The organism is Pseudoduganella sp. GW821-FHT11H04 (genome assembly GCF_058807935.1).
This window is the reverse complement of the sequence record NZ_JBXARE010000003.1, coordinates 469,904-485,473: the sequence shown is the minus strand read 5'-3', so window position 1 is coordinate 485,473 and position 15,570 is coordinate 469,904. Positions and strand designations below refer to the sequence as shown.

The following is a 15,570-nucleotide window of genomic DNA, read 5'->3' as shown; positions in this document are numbered from 1 at the left end:
ACTAGTCGATTGAACCTGAATGCCGCCAGGAGGTATTAACGGCAAACAACGGGGACTAGTGGATGCCGCAGCGTAGGACACAGGAAGAACGGTTGCCAGTGACGGGCGAGGCCATGGAAGCGGCTGAGGCCACGCTGCTGGCCCGTGTCGCCGCGGGCGATCGCCAGGCGTTTGAGCAACTCTACCGGCAATATTTCCCTCGCCTGGCACGTTTCCTTGGCCGCATGGCACGCAACCCGCTGCTGATCGAAGAGGTCATCAACGACACGATGCTTGTTGTTTGGCAAAAGGCTGCCAGCTATAACGCGAGTTGCAAGGTGTCGACCTGGGTCTTTGCCATCGCTTACCGCAGGGCGCTCAAGGCGCTCAAGTGGGAGGACCCTCCAGTGGAGACTGATCTTGCGCAATTGGCCAGTGAGGAGTTCGCTCCGGAGCCCCTGGCGCTACGGCGGGAGTTGCACGAGGTAGTGGCGCAGGCGCTGGACCGGCTGCCCGTTGCGCATCGCATCGCAGTGATCCTGGCCTTCTATCACGACATGGATTACGCCGAAATCGCCGAGGTGACGGGCTGCCCGGTCAACACCGTGAAAACCCGGATGTTTCATGCGCGCCGCAAGCTGAAGGATTTGCTGGCGGACGGATGGGAGGGATTGTCATGAACAGTCGTATCGTGAACCTGGAAGTGGCCGTGCACCATGCCATGCAGGAACAAATGCCGCTGTACCTGGCGGGGCGCCTGGATGAGACTGCGAGCGCAAAGCTGCAGCAGCACCTTCAGTCCTGTGCACTCTGCCAGGAAGAACTGGCATGGCAGCGCAAACTGCGCTCCGCTTCGCCGCCGCTGGTTGAGGGCTTGGACATGGAGCGCGCCCTGGCGAAGCTGGCGCCGCATTTGAGCGAGGCGCCAGCTGCGCAGGCGAAACCCGGACTGCCCTGGTGGCGCCGGGCAGCGGCCAATGAACCGCGCTGGATGCGCTGGGCCTTGGCCGCGCAATGCCTGGTGATCGCAGTGCTGGCCTTGATGCTTGCGCGCCCGACGGCGACGCCGCGTTATGAACTTCTTGGCACGGCGGCACAAACGCAGGCAAACCTGGTCGTGGTGTTCCAGCCGGGGACGCGGGAAAGCGAGCTGCGCGGCATCCTCCAGGCCAATAGCGCTCGCCTGGTCGGCGGGCCCACCGAAACCGATGCCTATCTGCTGGCCGTGCCGGGCGCCAAGCGCGACGAAATCCTGCAGCGGCTGCGAACGGAAGCCAGCATCAAGCTGGCCGAACCTTTGGGTGGCAGCGGCGATGGAGACCCGCAATGAAATCCGCCGCAGCCAGGTTGCTGACGGCGCTTTTGCTGGGTGTGGCCATGCTGCTTCCGGCAGTGCCGGCGGCGGCATCCGACAAGCAAGCCAACGCGAGCGCTGGCCAGTTGCTCTTGCTGTTGCGCCTGCCCGCTCCGCACTTCCGCCCCGACGGCAGCTATGGCGGCAATTACATCGATGACGGCGGCCGCGGCGCGCGTCGCCGTATCGCTGAAGAGCTGGCGCAACGCCACAAGCTCAAAGTCCTGAACAGCTGGGCCATGCCGGTGCTAGGCCTCGACTGCTATGTCTTGCAAATCACGGAGGGCGACCAGGCCGAACAAGTTTCAGCCAAACTGGCAGCCGATCCGCGCGTCGAGTGGGCGCAGCCGATGGGGGAGTTCCGTGGCCTGGGTGATGGCGATCCGCTCTACCCGGTGCAGCCGGCGGCCCGCAGTTGGGACTTGCGGGAGCTGCACCGCAGTGCCACCGGCCGCAATGTAGCGATCGCAGTCATCGACAGCGGCATCGCGAGCCAGCATCCCGCCCTCAAAGGACAAGTAGTGGAGCAGGAAAACTTCGTCGATGAGAACCCCTATGCCGGCGAGGCGCATGGCACGGCGGTCGGCGCCATCATCGCCGCGCGCAGCGGTCAGGGCGGGATGGTCGGCGTAGCACCGGGGGCACACCTCATCGCGCTGCGTGCCTGCTGGCAGCAAGCCGGGCAAGCAGCGGCCTGCAACAGCTTCAGCCTGGCGAAGGCGTTGAATTTCGCGATCCTGCGCCAGCCCAAGGTCATCAACCTGAGCCTGGGCGGGCCACCCGACCGCCTGCTGGCGCGCTTGCTCGACGTGGCACTGGAGCATGGAATCAGTGTGGTGGCAGCCCTGGATGCACATGGCCGGCGGGGATTCCCCGCCTCGCACCCCGGCGTGCTGGCTGTCGGCATGCCCGGCGCCGCCCCCATTGCCGGCGCGCTGTATGCACCAGGCCGCGACATTCCGTCCGCTACACCGGATGGCCACTGGAACTTCTTCAGCGGCTCCTCCTATGCCGCCGCGCATGTGGCAGGCGTGGTCGCGCTGATCGACGAATTACAGCCCGCCGCAACGCCGGCCCAGATCCGCCAAGCGCTGCAGCCTGCGGATGGCTTGAACGCTGGTAAGATCGATGCGTGCGCCAGCCTGGCGCGCATCCGGAACATGTGCATCTGTTCATGCGCCCTTACCACGACACTGAAGACCAGCGCCGTCCCTTGAGCCGCCACACCATGGCAGGCTTGCTGCTAGGCCTTGCCTGCGCCCTGAACGCAACCGCAGCCTTCGCACAATTCAGCGGCAGCGTGGCCGTGCTGTCGGACTACCGCTTGCGCGGACTATCCCTCAGCAACAACAGCGCGGCTCCGCAGCTCACCGTGAACTACGACAGCAACACGGGCTGGTACGCGGGCGCCATGGCCAGCCATGCCACGCTGGAAGAAACTAGCACAGCGCAACTGGTGACCTACGGCGGCTATGCACAGCGCCTGCCGGGCGGCTTGGGATGGGAAGCAGGCGCCACGCAGACAATCTTCACGCGCGTTGGCGCGGACAATTATGTCGAAGCCTATGTCGGCTTATCGGGCGAACAGCTGAGCGCGCGCCTGTACTATTCGCCGCGCTACTTCGGCAGCGCGACACAGACCTTGTATGCCGAGGCTAACGGCTTCCTGCGGCTGGGCGAGACGCTGCGACTGGTTGGACACATCGGGCTGCTGCGCGCATTGGGTGGGGAAGACAATATTGGCCCACTCTCCGGCCACCGCTACGATTACCGGCTTGGCCTGGCGACACAAGTAGGCGATATCGATTTGCAGCTGGCGCGCGTCACGCGTGCCGCCTACCGCTATCCCAGCTATCCCGGCTACCCGCCTTACAAAGGACGGCAGCCGCGCGCCTTTGTACTCAGCGCCTCGTATTCCTTTTGAACCTTTCGTGCGCGGTGGGGAATCAACCTCCACTCACAATCGAAAGGAGCAGCCATGAAAATCCGATTCCCGTTCGTCCCGGCCTGCGTCGCGGCCGCGTTTGCTAGCGCCATGCTGGCCGCTTGCGGCGGTGGTTACGGTGGTGGCGGCGGCGCAAGCTATATGCCGCCAGCCCCAACACCGATGCCCACCGTCGTTGCAGGCTACAAGTCCACCAGTCTGGTGACCGATACCGCCACGGCAGGCGTGGCCAATACCGATGCGAAACTGGTCAACGCATGGGGCATCGCCTTCAACCCGGCCGGCTTCGTCTGGGTCGCGAATAACGGCACTGGCACCTCTACCCTGTATGACGGCAACGGCGTGCCGCAATCGCTGGTGGTGACCACGCAGGCCAGCCCTACCGGCATCATCTTCAACGGCTCGCAGGATTTCAAAATCACACTGGGCGGGGTAACGGCCGCCAGCCCCTTTGTCTTCGCGAGCGAGGGCGGCATTATTTCAGCGTGGTCGCCGACGGTGAGCCACACCGGCGTAGTGAACGTGTTCGATGGCAGCTCGGCCAACAAGGTTTACAAAGGCCTTGCTACTGCCAGCTACCTCGGCCTGAATTACCTGTACGCGGCCGACTTCCATAACAATGCGATCGACGTCTTCGACAGCACTTTCGCGCCGGCTGTGCTTCCGGGTAAGTTCAAGGATCCCGGCCTGCCAGTAGGCTATGCGCCGTTCAACATCCAGGCCATCGGCGATAAGCTTTATGTGGCTTATGCGAAACGCGCGGCTAGCGGCGACGATGAGCAGGCGGGCGCCGGCTTTGGCGTTGTCAGCGTCTTTGACACCGGCGGCAACTTCGTCAGGCAGTTGGCGTACGGCGGTGCGCTCAACGCACCGTGGGGACTGGCGATGGCGCCGGCCAATTTCGGCGCAGCCAGTAATATGCTCCTGGTGGGTAACTTCGGCGACGGCAAGATCAATGTCTACAATCCCTCGACCGGCGCGTATGCCGGTGCACTGGCCAAGGCGGACAGCACGGCGATCGTGATCGAGGGCTTGTGGGGTATCGCGTTCGGGCCGGGCGTCAACAGCCAGCCCACCAATACCCTGTTCTTCGCAGCCGGTCCTTCCGATGAGAAGCACGGCTTGTATGGCCGCATCGATATGCCTTAGGGACAGGCGCTTGAAAGTCCCCGGTAGCGCGTGCCGGGGACCTTCCTTACTGTGCTGCGGTAGTGAAGCTCCAGCTCTTGTCGATATTTTTGCCATCGACCACAGCCATCACTGCCACATTGTACGTGGTACTTGGCTTGAGCCTTTGCACCGGTACCAGCGTTGCAGTAAAGCCCTGCATATTGCCGTCATCCGTCAGCGCGGGGCCGTTGGAGGAAATGACCGGTCCCAGTTTGCCACCTCGGTTGACCAGGATCCTGGCGTCAACCGCAGTGCCACCGGCAGGCGTCAGGCTGAACTGGCTGATCGCAATGGGCGTTGCGATCGTCATGCCCCTGGTTTCAAAGCTGACCGTGATTGGCGTGCCCACTTCGAGCAAGTCCGGCACTGGCGTCGGCATTTCGCTGCGGTTCAAGAACACGAACGGCACCTCGGCCTGGTTGGCGTAAGGAAAAGCACGGATGCTTCCCGTACCGGGCAACTGCGCCGATTGCGTCACGCTGGTCGCGACGTCGACTACGCACAGCGTTGACGCGCCATCAGGCGGATTGAAGTTGTTCGCCGATACCCCGATGTCGATCGTGCTGGCAAACAGCAAGGCCGCGTGATAGACCGAATTGGCCCATTCCGCTACGCAGGTGGAGTACTTGTCCGTGCCGCCGGTACTGAAGATTGCTTCGCCGGACACTGCGGCGCTATACCCTGCAGCGCTGATCCTGTCGGCCGCGCGGGCTCCGGTGTAGCCGGGCTTGCCTGCTGTCTCGCCATGCAATTCAGTGATGCCGTTCTGGTTGATGTAGCTCCAGTGCGCATCGGCCGACTTGTCGAGCAACAGGCTTTGCGCCAGCAAGCCGGAACCGATCTTGCCGCGCAAGGCATTGATGGCGTTGAACACGGAATAAGCGCCGCTGCCCACGGCATAAGTGGGCGTTGGCACCGACGTGACGATATTGCCCTCGACCGTGGGTGATGGCGTTGGTGTCGGCGCGGTGACGGGCGGATTGTTCGATGCAACCGGCGCCCCCCCCGACCCGCCGCCACCGCCTCCACAAGCCGCCAACAACAACGCCAATGCCAGTCCCGGGACTTGCCTGGACTTAAGCATGTGATTCCCCTCGGCGGCGCATGACCAGCATGCCAAGTCCTAGGCCGAGCAGTGCCAGGGTACCAGGCTCAGGAACTGCCGCCGCCGCTGCAGCGTCGGTGGCTGGCTGCGAGACTTCGATCACCGGCGCAGTACTGCCGGGCTCGGACGGCACGAACACCTCGATGATGGGCGTGATTTGGGCCGGCATGGGAACTACCACCGAGGACATGTCTTCCGTCGGGGTTGGCAGCACGGTTGGCATGTTGCCGAGACTACTGCCAGAGGAACTGCTGAAAACAGACGGCGGCATGCTGCTGTAACTCATGAAACTGAATTCAATACTGTTGATGGTGAGCGGTCCGGCAACCGCGTGAGCGCCTGCCAGAACGGAGCAGGCCAGCAGGCAAGGCTTAATCAGCGAGATAGCTTTCATTATGCGCTCCATGTAGTAAGTTAGGATCTACAAACACAAAGAAGCATCAAACATGCCTACTCGCTAAGTCATTGATTATGCTGACATCGCAAAACCTCAGCTAAGCCATGTGTTAAATTTTACGACAGTGAAGTTTGCAATTAGGAAAATTAACCTTTACCGAAGGCCGGCAAATGTCAAAAAAGGCGGGGCGAAGAGGTCTAGCCTGGGGCAGGAAAGCCAGGCAAAAAAGCGGACGAGGATGCAGGCGCAGCGGAACGCAGCGCCTGCCTTAGGATCAGGATGAAGCTTTGATGGCGTGGCGTTCCAGCAAGTCGTACAGGGTTGGGCGGGAGACACCCAAGAGTTCCGACGCTTTGACAATATTACCCTCGACGCGGGCCAGCGCGCGCACGATTGCGCGGTACTCCGCTTCGTCGCGCACCTGGCGCAGGTTGAACGGTTCCTCTTCCACCGGTGCACCGGACAAGCCCAGGTCGTCGGCCGTGATTGCCGGGCCGTCGGCCATGATGATGGCGCGCTTGATGCAGTTTTCCATTTCGCGCACATTGCCCGGCCAGTCATGGTGGGCGATTTGCGCCAGCGCGTCCGGGCTGAAATGCAGGTTGCCGCGGCCTTCCTGTGCGCAGAAGCGGTTCTTGAAGTGCTGCGCCAGCAGCACGGCATCGCCTTCGCGCTCGCGCAGCGGCGGGATGGTCAGCACGATTTCGGACAAACGGTAATACAAGTCTTCACGGAAGCGTCCCGCTTTCACCAGCTCCTTCAGGTTCTGGTGGGTCGCGCAAACGATGCGCACATCGACCGGGATTTCCTCATGGCCGCCGACGCGCTCGATCACGCGCTCCTGCAGGAAGCGCAGCAGCTTCGCTTGCAGCGGCATCGGAAGGTCGCCCACTTCATCGAGGAAGAAGGTGCCGCCGTTGGCTGCTTCCACCTTGCCCTTGGTCTGTTTTACCGCGCCGGTAAAGGCGCCCTTCTCGTAGCCAAATAGTTCCGATTCAAGCAAGGTCTCGGGAATCGCGGCGCAGTTGATCGCCATGAAGCGTTCCTTGGCGCGCGGGCTGCCCTGGTGCAGGGCGCGTGCGATCACTTCCTTGCCGGTGCCCGACTCGCCCAGCACCATGGTGGTGGCAGTGCTCGGCGCCACTTTCTCGACCTGGCGGCAGACCTTCTGCATGCCGGGGTCGCGCGAAATAATGCCGGACAGCGGCGTGTCGGCGCCGCTTTGCTGCATGCGGCGGTTTTCCTGCTGCAGGCCATGCAAGACAAAGGCGCGCTTGATCACCAGGGCCAGAAGCTCCGGCTCGCAGGGCTTCTGGTGGAAGTCATATGCACCCATGGCGATGGCTTGCACGGCGTGGCTGCGATCCTGGTTGCCGGTCAGGACGATGACCTTGGTGTCCGGCGCCAGCGCCAGAATCTGCTGTAAAGTGGCCAGGCCTTCGGTGGCGCCGTCCGGGTCGGGCGGCAGGCCCAGGTCCATGGTGCAGACGGCGGGTTCGTGGCGGCGCAGCTGGGCCAGGGCGGCCTCGCGGTCGCCCGCTACCACCACGTCGTAGTCGTCGAAACTCCACTTCAGCTGCTTTTGCAGGCCGGGGTCGTCTTCAATGATCAACAGCTTGGGTTTGCTCTGGCTCACAACGTGTCCTTGTGCCGTCAGGCGGCTTGTTCAATAGTTTGCTGGCGGTACAGCGGCAGGCTGACCGTGAATGTAGTGCCTTGGTCCGGCGCACTGCGCACTTGCAGCGTACCACCCAATTGGTGGATGTACTCCCGGCTTTCAAACGCACCGATGCCCATGCCGGCCGACTTGGTGGAGTCGAAGGGCTTGAACAGGCGCTCACGCACAAATTCTTCGCTCATGCCGCAGCCGGTGTCGGTGACCTCGACTTGCACTTGCTCGCCGGCCAATGCCAGGCGTACCGTGACCTTGCCATCGCGCGGCGTGGCTTCGATCGCGTTCTGGATCAGATGGCCCAGCACGCGTTCCAGGCGCTCGCCTTCGGCCAGTACGCGCAAGCCCGGCTCGGACAGCTGCAGCGTCGGCTTGGGCTCGAATGCGGCCTTGAGCGCCACAGCCTGCGCCAGCAACGGCCCCAGCTCCTGCGGCACGGCGCGTTCTGGCGAAGCGGTACGGCTCAGCTTTTGCAGCATCAGCTTCATTTTTTGCACCGACAGGTTCACGGTTTCCATCATATCGCGTTGGAACTCAGGATTGTCGGCATGCTTTTCGGCGTTGGCGGTCATCAACGACAGCTGGGCCACCAAATTCTTCAAGTCGTGCACCACGAAGGTGGACAGGCGGTTGAAGGAATCGAACTGGCGCGCCAGCATCAGGGCGCTGTCGGCCTCTTGCTGCGCCAGGTAGGAAGCGGCCTGGGTGCCGGCGATTTTCAGCAGGTCCAGCACTTCCCAATTCAGTTTGACGGCGCTGCGCGCCTCCTGCAGCACCACGAAGCCCACCAAGCGGCCTTGCAACAGCAACGGCACCACCAGCCAGGCGCGCGGGAAGGACTGCAGCCAGGCCGGCAGCGGCACTTCCGGATCATGCAAGTCGTGGGCCGCCACTTCCACCAGCCATTGTTTGCTTTCCATCAGCTGGCAAAACGGCGAATCGGCCGGCTCCCCCTCGGTCTGGGCCGCCACATGCCAGCAAGCGTGTGGCTCGAAGCGCTGCTCGCGGCGCAGCCACAGCGCGCCACCCTGGCTTTGCACCAGTTCGCCCAACGCGGAGATGCTGCGTTCGCCCAGGTTGGGTCCGGTGGCCGACAAGGTACGGGTGAAGGCCAGCCACTCTTCGCGGTAGTCGTAGTTGTAGCGGTAGAAATGCTTGCTGATGAACACTTTCAGCCAGGCGCGGAAGCTGCCCGAGAACAGCACCCCCACCAGCAGGAAACTGGCGCCGAACAGGAAGGCCAGCTGCATCAGGCCGCCCCACGAACCGCCTACGAAGCGCAGGTAGTAGGCGGCCATGCTCATGGCCAGCAGGTAGACGGCGGAGCCAAGCAAGGCGGCCGAATGGAAGGCCACGCGGCGCGAGACGGCCAGCTGGGCCGGCCAGGATTGGCTGCGCAGCAGCGACACCGCCAGCAGCGGCACCGTCAGTGCATTGACCAGGCCGCGCGCCGCCCACAGTTCGGGGTCAAGCTCGCGCAGCAGCAGCATATCGCTATACAGGTAGAAATCGTAGGCGAACATGCCGCCCAGGCCCAGGCAGGCGAACTTGATGGCCCAGCGCACTTGCACGCTGCGGTCACGGTACAGCTGCTCGACCAGCAACATGCCCAGCACCGCCATGCCGAGGCGGCCAACGGACAGCAGGTGGAAGGTCAGGCCCGGCGGCAACAGCGAGGACAGCGGGCCAATGACGACCATCAGCACGTAGACGGCGACACTGACCTGGAACGTGCGTGCGCTGCGCTGCCACAGGCCCAGCATGGTGAGCAGCAATCCGGTCCAAGCGGCGTTGCGCAGCCACTCGGCGCCGTGCAGCACCCATGCCGCCCACGGCACCACGGTGGCGCAAGCCATCACCACGCCCCACAGCACGGTCAGCAGCGAGGCGGCCAGCAGCCAGCGCCGGTGCGGGCGCTGGCGCCAGCTTGTCAGCAAAAGCAGGCTAAATAAGAGAAACGCCAGCGCGGCGCTGGCGTAGCTGAAGGCGGTGGTGCTGGTCGGCATCAGGCCTCCATGTCCTTAACGGCCTCCCCTGAACATGACCACCTTGATGGTATCGATCAGGACCAGCACATCGAGCAGAAGGCTGTTGTTCTTGACGTAGTACAGGTCGAACTGCAGTTTCTGCAGTGCGTCTTCGACCGTATCGCCATAGCCATAGCGCACCTGGGCCCAGCCGGTAATGCCCGGCTTGATGCTGTGGCGCACGTTGTAGTAGGGCACGCGCTCCGTCAATTGCTCGACGAAATAAGGACGCTCGGGGCGCGGGCCGACGAAGGACATTTCGCCCTTCAGCACATTGAGGATTTGCGGCAGTTCGTCAATGCGCAGCTTGCGGATGATATTGCCCACGCGGGTGATGCGCGGGTCGTTACGGGATGCCCATTGCGGCGTGCCATTCTTTTCCGCGTTCTTGAACATGCTGCGGAATTTCAGGACACGGAACACATGGCCATCCTTGCCTACCCGCTCCTGCGAGTAGAAGATCGGCGCGCCATCTTCGATCACGATGGCCAGCGCGGTAATCAGCATCACCGGCAGCGACACAATCAGCAGCGATACGCTGGCGACCACGTCGACCGCGCGCTTCATGAAGGTACGCATGAAACTCTGGTCGAAACCGCCGCCGAACACCAGCCACGATGGCTGCAGCGATTCAACACGGATCTGGTAAGTCTCGCGTTCGAAGAAAGTCGAAGCGTCAGTGACCTGGATGCCGTACAGCTTGCACTCCAGCAGTTCGCGGATCGGGAAGGCGCCGCCGCGGCGGTTTTGCACCGAGACCACGATTTCCGATACACGCTGGGCGTTTGCCAGCGCTACCAGTGAACCACCTTCAGGCAGGTGCAGCAGCTGGTTTTGCGGTACGCAGGTTTCTTCCGACGGCACCGCCACGTAGCCGGCGATGTCATAACGGCGGTAATTGGTGTCGCGCGTCGCCAGCTCGCCGCACTCCTTGGCCATCGATCCACCGCCCAGGAAAATAATGCGGGTCGACAGGAAATGCGTGCGCGATGTTTTCATGAACATGGCGCGCGCCAGCAGGATGCCGGTGCCGGCAATCATGAACACCAGGACCAGGATGCCACGCCCGAAATACAGGTCGGGAGCCAGGTAAAAGACCAGGGTCAGGATGCAGAAACCCATGGCGAACGAAGGCATCAATTGCAGGAAGAAGGGATTGCGCAAGCCTTCCTGGAAATTGATCTGGTACATGCCCAGCGCTGACATGCTGAACACGATAGCGGCCGCAAAAATACAGGCCGACATGAAGAAGTGGTCGAGCTTCGGTATGGCAAACTGCTCACCGTCGAAAAAACGCAGACCAGCGCCAGCGTAGAACGAGCCAATCAGGATCACCACCTCCAGAAACAGCAGGCTGAAAACCACCTTGGAGATGTAGTGATTGGAAATTCTTAGCATTTTTATTCCCTCCCGCTTTACTGCTTATGCCGGCCGCGAAAGTGAGCGGAGCTTTCCGGCCGTGTCGTGCGTCGTTAGTTTTGCGGGGCCAGGTTGCGAACGTACCAATCCATGGCCTCTTTCAAGCCCTCGCCAATACGGTGAGTCGGCTCGAATCCCAATAGCTCTCGCGCCTTGGTGATGTCGGCCTGCGAATGGCGCACGTCGCCGGCCCGGAATCCTTGGTGTTGCGCCTGGTGCTCGCGCAGCTGCGGAAAGCGTTCCTGCAGCAGCTCGCGCATCATCAGGTACAGCTGGTTGAGACTGGTGCGCTCGTTGAGCGCCACGTTGTACACCTGGTTGACGGCCTCCGGCTTGTCGGCCATGGCCGCCAGCAGGTTGGCTTGCACCACGTTATCGATGAAGCAGAAATCGCGGCTGGTTTCGCCGTCTCCATTGATGAACAGGGGACGGTTGTCGATCAGGGCTGACACCCATTGCGGAATCACCGCCGCATAGGCGCCGTTCGGGTCCTGGCGGGGACCGAACACGTTGAAGTAGCGAAGGCCGATGGTTTCCATGCCATAGCTGCGCGAGAAGACATCCGCATACAGCTCGTTGGCGTACTTGGTGACGGCGTACGGCGAGAGCGGCCGGCCGATGGTGTCTTCCACTTTCGGCAAGGCCGGATGGTCGCCGTAGGTGGAGCTGGATGCCGCGTAGATGAAGCGCTTCACTTTCGCGTCGCGCGCCGCTACCAGCATGTTCAGGAAGCCGGTGACATTGGTGCCGTGGCTAAGCAGGGGGTCGTCGAGCGAGCGGCTGACGGAACCCAGTGCGGCCTCGTGCAATACGTAATCGATGCCGGCGCAGGCTTGCTGGCAGGTCGCCAGGTCGCGGATATCGCCTTCGATAAAACTGAAACGGCTCCAGGCTTCGGAGCCGACTGCTTCGTGCACCTGGTCCAGGTTGTGCTGGTGGCCGGTGGCAAAGTTGTCCAGTCCCGTCACCTGCTGCCCAAGTTTGAGCAACGTCTCCACCAGATTGGAACCGATAAAACCGGCCGCACCGGTCACCAGCCAATGGTAGCTCCGGCCACGCAATTGCAGCCGTACATCGTCAAACTTGCCCACTTCAACCCCTCCCAGGTTTCCCTGATATTCTTTTTTTACAGACGCCAGACGCTGTAGCCAGCTTCTTCCAGGCCTGCCATATTAAATGCCGACTTGACGTCGATGAAGACGCCGCCCGGATTCAGCTTGGCAGACAGTTCGCCCAGCGACAGCGCCAGCAATTCCTTGTGCGACACGGCCGCCACCAAGGCATCAGCTTGCGGCAGATTGTTCCAGGTTTCCAGGCGGATGCCGTATTCGTGAACCGATTCCTCGGCATCGGCCACAGGGTCGTGCACATGCACGTCCAGGCCATACGACTGCAGCTCAAACACCACGTCCGCCACCTTCGAATTGCGCAAGTCCGGGCAGTCTTCCTTGAAGGTCAGGCCCAGCACGTTCACTTTCGCACCCTTGATGTGGCAGCCCGCCGCGATCATTTGCTTGACGGTTTTCTCGGCCACGAACTTGGCCATGCCGTCGTTGATGCGGCGCCCCGCCAGGATCACCTGCGGGTGGTAGCCGATCATGTCGGCCTTGTGGGTCAGGTAGTAAGGATCGACGCCGATGCAATGGCCGCCAACCAGGCCGGGGCGGAACGGCAGGAAATTCCACTTGGTGCCTGCCGCCTGCAGCACTTCCAGCGTATCGATGCCGACCTTGTCGAAAATGATCGCCAGCTCGTTCATCAGCGCGATATTCAAGTCGCGCTGGGTGTTTTCGATGACCTTCGCCGCTTCCGCCACTTTGACGGAAGACGCGCGGTACACCCCAGCAGTCACTATCGATTCATACAGTTTAGCCACTGCGTCGAGAGTTGCAGGATTATCTCCAGATACTACTTTCAGGATAGTAGTCAGTCGGTGCAGCTTGTCGCCCGGGTTGATGCGCTCTGGCGAGTAGCCGACGTTGAAATCCTGCTTCCACTTCAGGCCGGAATGCTTTTCCAGCACGGGGATGCAGACTTCCTCGGTGGCGCCAGGATAAACCGTCGATTCATACACGACGATGGCGCCCTTCTTCATGTTCTTGCCGACGGTGGTCGAGGCGCCGACCAGCGGGCTGAAATCGGGCGAGTGCGCGTTGTCGACCGGGGTTGGCACGGCGACGACGATGTAATCGGCTTCGGCCAGGGCGGCCGGGTCGTAGGTCACGTGCAACTGGGTTGCAGCGCGCAGTTCTTCTTCCGAGACTTCGCCGGTCGGATCGCAGAATTTGCGGTAATTCTCAATCTTGGACTGCGACAGGTCGAACCCGATGGTCTTGCGCTTTTTGCCGAATTCAACCGCCAGCGGCAGGCCTACATAGCCCAAGCCTACGACTGCTACAACTTTGTTGTCTTCCATGTCCGGTTCCAGTGAGAATTACCTATTTGCATTATGCTAATAATATATATCAGAAGCCCAGCAACTACAATGTCCAGTTCACAATCCGCCCCTATTGCCGAAGGGAAAAAGACACCTCTGCCCTATGGCGCGTGTAACAATTTGCTGGATTTGCCGTTGGTCAAATGCGACAGTGATGTATGAACTATTTGCCAATTAAATTGTTGATTTGATACGGCTTGTCAATTTTACACGGAACACCCCAAGCTGTCACAGCCTTTCAATCGCGCTACACCATAAAGCAACGAAGGCGGCCTGCGGGCCGCCTGCGTTATCTAAACATTAAATTACTATTGTGGCAAGGCCATGACCGTTCGTTTGGATTGAACTTGCGGCTGCGGCCGCGCCGCCGGCGCCGGTCCGGCGCTGCGCTCAGCAATTTCCTGCAGTTTGAACACCGCAATGGCCTGCGCCACCCACTCCGCCTGCCGTGCCAGGCTGTTGGCCGCCGCAGCAGCCTGCTCGACCAGGGCGGCATTTTGCTGGGTGATGTCATCAATATGCACCACCGCCTGGTTGACTTGGCCGATACCCCGGCTTTGTTCCTGGGTGGCGTTGTGGATCTCATCCATGACGCGGGTCACGCGGCCCACCGATTCAATCACCTCGCTCATGGTGGCGCCGGCATTATTGGTCAGCTTGGCGCCGGCGTCGACCTTGGCGATCGAGCTGTCGATCAGCTGCTTTACTTCCTTGGCGGCAGTGGCCGAGCGCTGGGCCAGGCTGCGCACCTCGGTGGCCACCACGGCGAAGCCCTTGCCGTGTTCGCCGGCGCGGGCCGCTTCCACAGCCGCGTTAAGGGCCAGGATATTGGTCTGGAAGGCAATGCCGTCGATCATGCCGATGATGTCGAGGATCTTGCGCGAGGACTGGCTGATATCGTCCATGGTCTGCACCACTTGCGACACGATATTGCCACCGGCCGCAGCCACATTCGAAGCCTGCCCAGCCAGTTCATTAGCGCTGTGCACGCTGGCCGCGCTTTGCTGCACATTGCTGGTCAGTTGCTCCATGCTGGCGGCGGTCTGCTGCAGGCTGGATGCCTGCGATTCGGTACGGCCCGACAAGTCCAGGTTACCGCTGGCGATTTCGCTGGTGGCGGTCTGGATTTCGTCGAAGTTGCTGCGCACGTCGCCGATGATGCTGTGCAGGTTGACGTTGGTCTGGCGCAGCGCGGCCAGCAACTGGCCCATTTCATTGTCGGCGCCAATCTCGATTGCGCCGGTCAGGTCACCGCCCGCCATCTTGCGGGCAAAAGTCGTGGCCTGGCGCAGCGGCCGGATGATCGCGCGGTGCAGCGAATACCAGAAATACAGGGCGGCAGCGACGAAGCCGGCATTGGTCAATGTCAGCCACAGCGGCGCACCAGCGATAGCGCCTGAGACAGCCAGGAAGACCAGCAGGCTGGTCAGCGCACCCATGCCGATGCCGATGTGCTTGGCCAGCGAAATATCGCGCAGCTTGTCGCTCCAGTTGCGCAAGCCGCGCTGGCGCAGGCGGCCGCGCTCAAGGCGCAGTCGGCGCGGATTGCCTTCGCGGATTTCGCGGTAGAGCTGATCGGCTTGCGACACCTGTTCGCGGCTGGGCTTGGTGCGCACCGACATATAACCAACCGGGCGCCCCGCTTCGATCACCGGTGTCACGTTTGCATACACCCAATAGAAATCGCCATTCTTGCAGCGGTTCTTCACCATGCCGCTCCAGGGCATGCCGGCCTTGATGGTGGTCCACAGGTCGGCAAACGCTTCCACCGGCATATCGGGATGGCGCAGGATGTTCTGCGGCGCGCCGATCAATTCCTCTTCGGTAAATCCGCTCACTTCAATGAAGTAGGGATTGGCGTAGGTGATCTTGCCCTTGAGGTCGGTGGTCGAAACAATGGTCTTGCCGTCGTCCAGGATGAACTCCTGGCTGGTGACAGGGGTGTTCAGGCGCATGGCGGTGCTCCTAGTCAGCTATAGGGGAAAGGATGTCGCACGAACCGGGGGATTGGGGTCCGCATGGCCGAAATGGGACGCGAGTTGGGGCGTCCCGAGCCATGTCATGT

General features: G+C 61.7%; 13 protein-coding genes. 5 read left to right on the top strand and 8 right to left on the bottom strand.

Going from position 1 to position 15,570, the window contains the following annotated elements; translation table 11 throughout:
* Window positions 1–113: 113 nt before the first annotated feature.
* Genes AC1RTP_RS09330 through AC1RTP_RS09310 form a run of 5 tightly spaced genes read left to right on the top strand, consistent with a single transcriptional unit; the run spans window position 114 to window position 4,427 of the window.
* Window positions 114–659 (top strand): RNA polymerase sigma factor, encoded by a 546-nt coding sequence (locus AC1RTP_RS09330; protein ID WP_498606787.1) that lies wholly within the window; start codon window positions 114–116, stop codon window positions 657–659.
* Window positions 656–1,309 carry a zf-HC2 domain-containing protein gene (locus AC1RTP_RS09325; protein WP_498606785.1) on the top strand — a complete coding sequence of 218 codons (654 nt, stop codon included), beginning with the start codon at window positions 656–658 and terminating at the stop codon, window positions 1,307–1,309. The genes AC1RTP_RS09330 and AC1RTP_RS09325 overlap by 4 nt, the downstream gene beginning before the upstream one ends.
* Window positions 1,306–2,550, top strand: coding sequence for a S8 family peptidase (locus AC1RTP_RS09320; protein WP_498606783.1), 1,245 nt, complete (start codon window positions 1,306–1,308; stop codon window positions 2,548–2,550). Before AC1RTP_RS09325 ends, AC1RTP_RS09320 begins: the two co-directional genes overlap by 4 nt.
* Window positions 2,508–3,257 (top strand): TorF family putative porin, encoded by a 750-nt coding sequence (locus tag AC1RTP_RS09315; protein WP_498606781.1) that lies wholly within the window; start codon window positions 2,508–2,510, stop codon window positions 3,255–3,257. The genes AC1RTP_RS09320 and AC1RTP_RS09315 overlap by 43 nt, the downstream gene beginning before the upstream one ends.
* A 54-nt stretch (window positions 3,258–3,311) precedes the next feature.
* Entirely contained in the window at window positions 3,312–4,427 is a 1,116-nt protein-coding gene (locus AC1RTP_RS09310) for a TIGR03118 family protein (RefSeq protein ID WP_498606778.1), read from the top strand.
* A 46-nt stretch (window positions 4,428–4,473) separates the two neighbouring features.
* Here the strand turns inward: AC1RTP_RS09310 and AC1RTP_RS09305 are convergent, their stop codons facing one another.
* The 8 genes from AC1RTP_RS09305 to AC1RTP_RS09270 all read right to left on the bottom strand — a co-directional run bounded on the left by AC1RTP_RS09305 (window position 4,474) and on the right by AC1RTP_RS09270 (window position 15,460).
* Window positions 4,474–5,532: a hypothetical protein gene (locus AC1RTP_RS09305; protein WP_498606776.1), complete on the bottom strand. Its 1,059-nt coding sequence runs from the start codon at window positions 5,530–5,532 to the stop codon at window positions 4,474–4,476.
* Window positions 5,525–5,947, bottom strand: a complete 423-nt coding sequence (locus AC1RTP_RS09300; RefSeq protein WP_498606773.1) for a PEP-CTERM sorting domain-containing protein — start codon at window positions 5,945–5,947, stop codon at window positions 5,525–5,527. Before AC1RTP_RS09300 ends, AC1RTP_RS09305 begins: the two co-directional genes overlap by 8 nt.
* A 277-nt stretch (window positions 5,948–6,224) precedes the next feature.
* Window positions 6,225–7,586 carry a PEP-CTERM-box response regulator transcription factor gene (gene prsR / locus AC1RTP_RS09295; protein WP_498606771.1) on the bottom strand — a complete coding sequence of 454 codons (1,362 nt, stop codon included), beginning with the start codon at window positions 7,584–7,586 and terminating at the stop codon, window positions 6,225–6,227.
* A gap of 17 nt (window positions 7,587–7,603) precedes the next feature.
* On the bottom strand, window positions 7,604–9,628 hold the full coding sequence (gene prsK, locus AC1RTP_RS09290; RefSeq protein WP_498606768.1) for an XrtA/PEP-CTERM system histidine kinase PrsK: 2,025 nt from the start codon (window positions 9,626–9,628) through the stop codon (window positions 7,604–7,606).
* A 15-nt stretch (window positions 9,629–9,643) separates the two neighbouring features.
* A complete protein-coding gene (locus tag AC1RTP_RS09285) occupies window positions 9,644–11,047 on the bottom strand; it encodes a TIGR03013 family XrtA/PEP-CTERM system glycosyltransferase (protein WP_498606767.1) in 1,404 nt (467 codons plus the stop codon).
* Window positions 11,048–11,121: 74 nt separating this feature from the next.
* Complete coding sequence (locus AC1RTP_RS09280) at window positions 11,122–12,159, bottom strand: SDR family oxidoreductase (RefSeq protein WP_498606766.1); 1,038 nt, start codon at window positions 12,157–12,159, stop codon at window positions 11,122–11,124.
* 35 nt (window positions 12,160–12,194) lie between these two features.
* Window positions 12,195–13,484, bottom strand: coding sequence for a nucleotide sugar dehydrogenase (locus tag AC1RTP_RS09275; protein ID WP_498606764.1), 1,290 nt, complete (start codon window positions 13,482–13,484; stop codon window positions 12,195–12,197).
* 329 nt (window positions 13,485–13,813) lie between these two features.
* The gene (locus AC1RTP_RS09270; protein WP_498606762.1) at window positions 13,814–15,460 is read right to left on the bottom strand and encodes a methyl-accepting chemotaxis protein; all 1,647 of its coding nucleotides are present in this window, start codon (window positions 15,458–15,460) and stop codon (window positions 13,814–13,816) included.
* Window positions 15,461–15,570 lie beyond the last annotated feature (110 nt).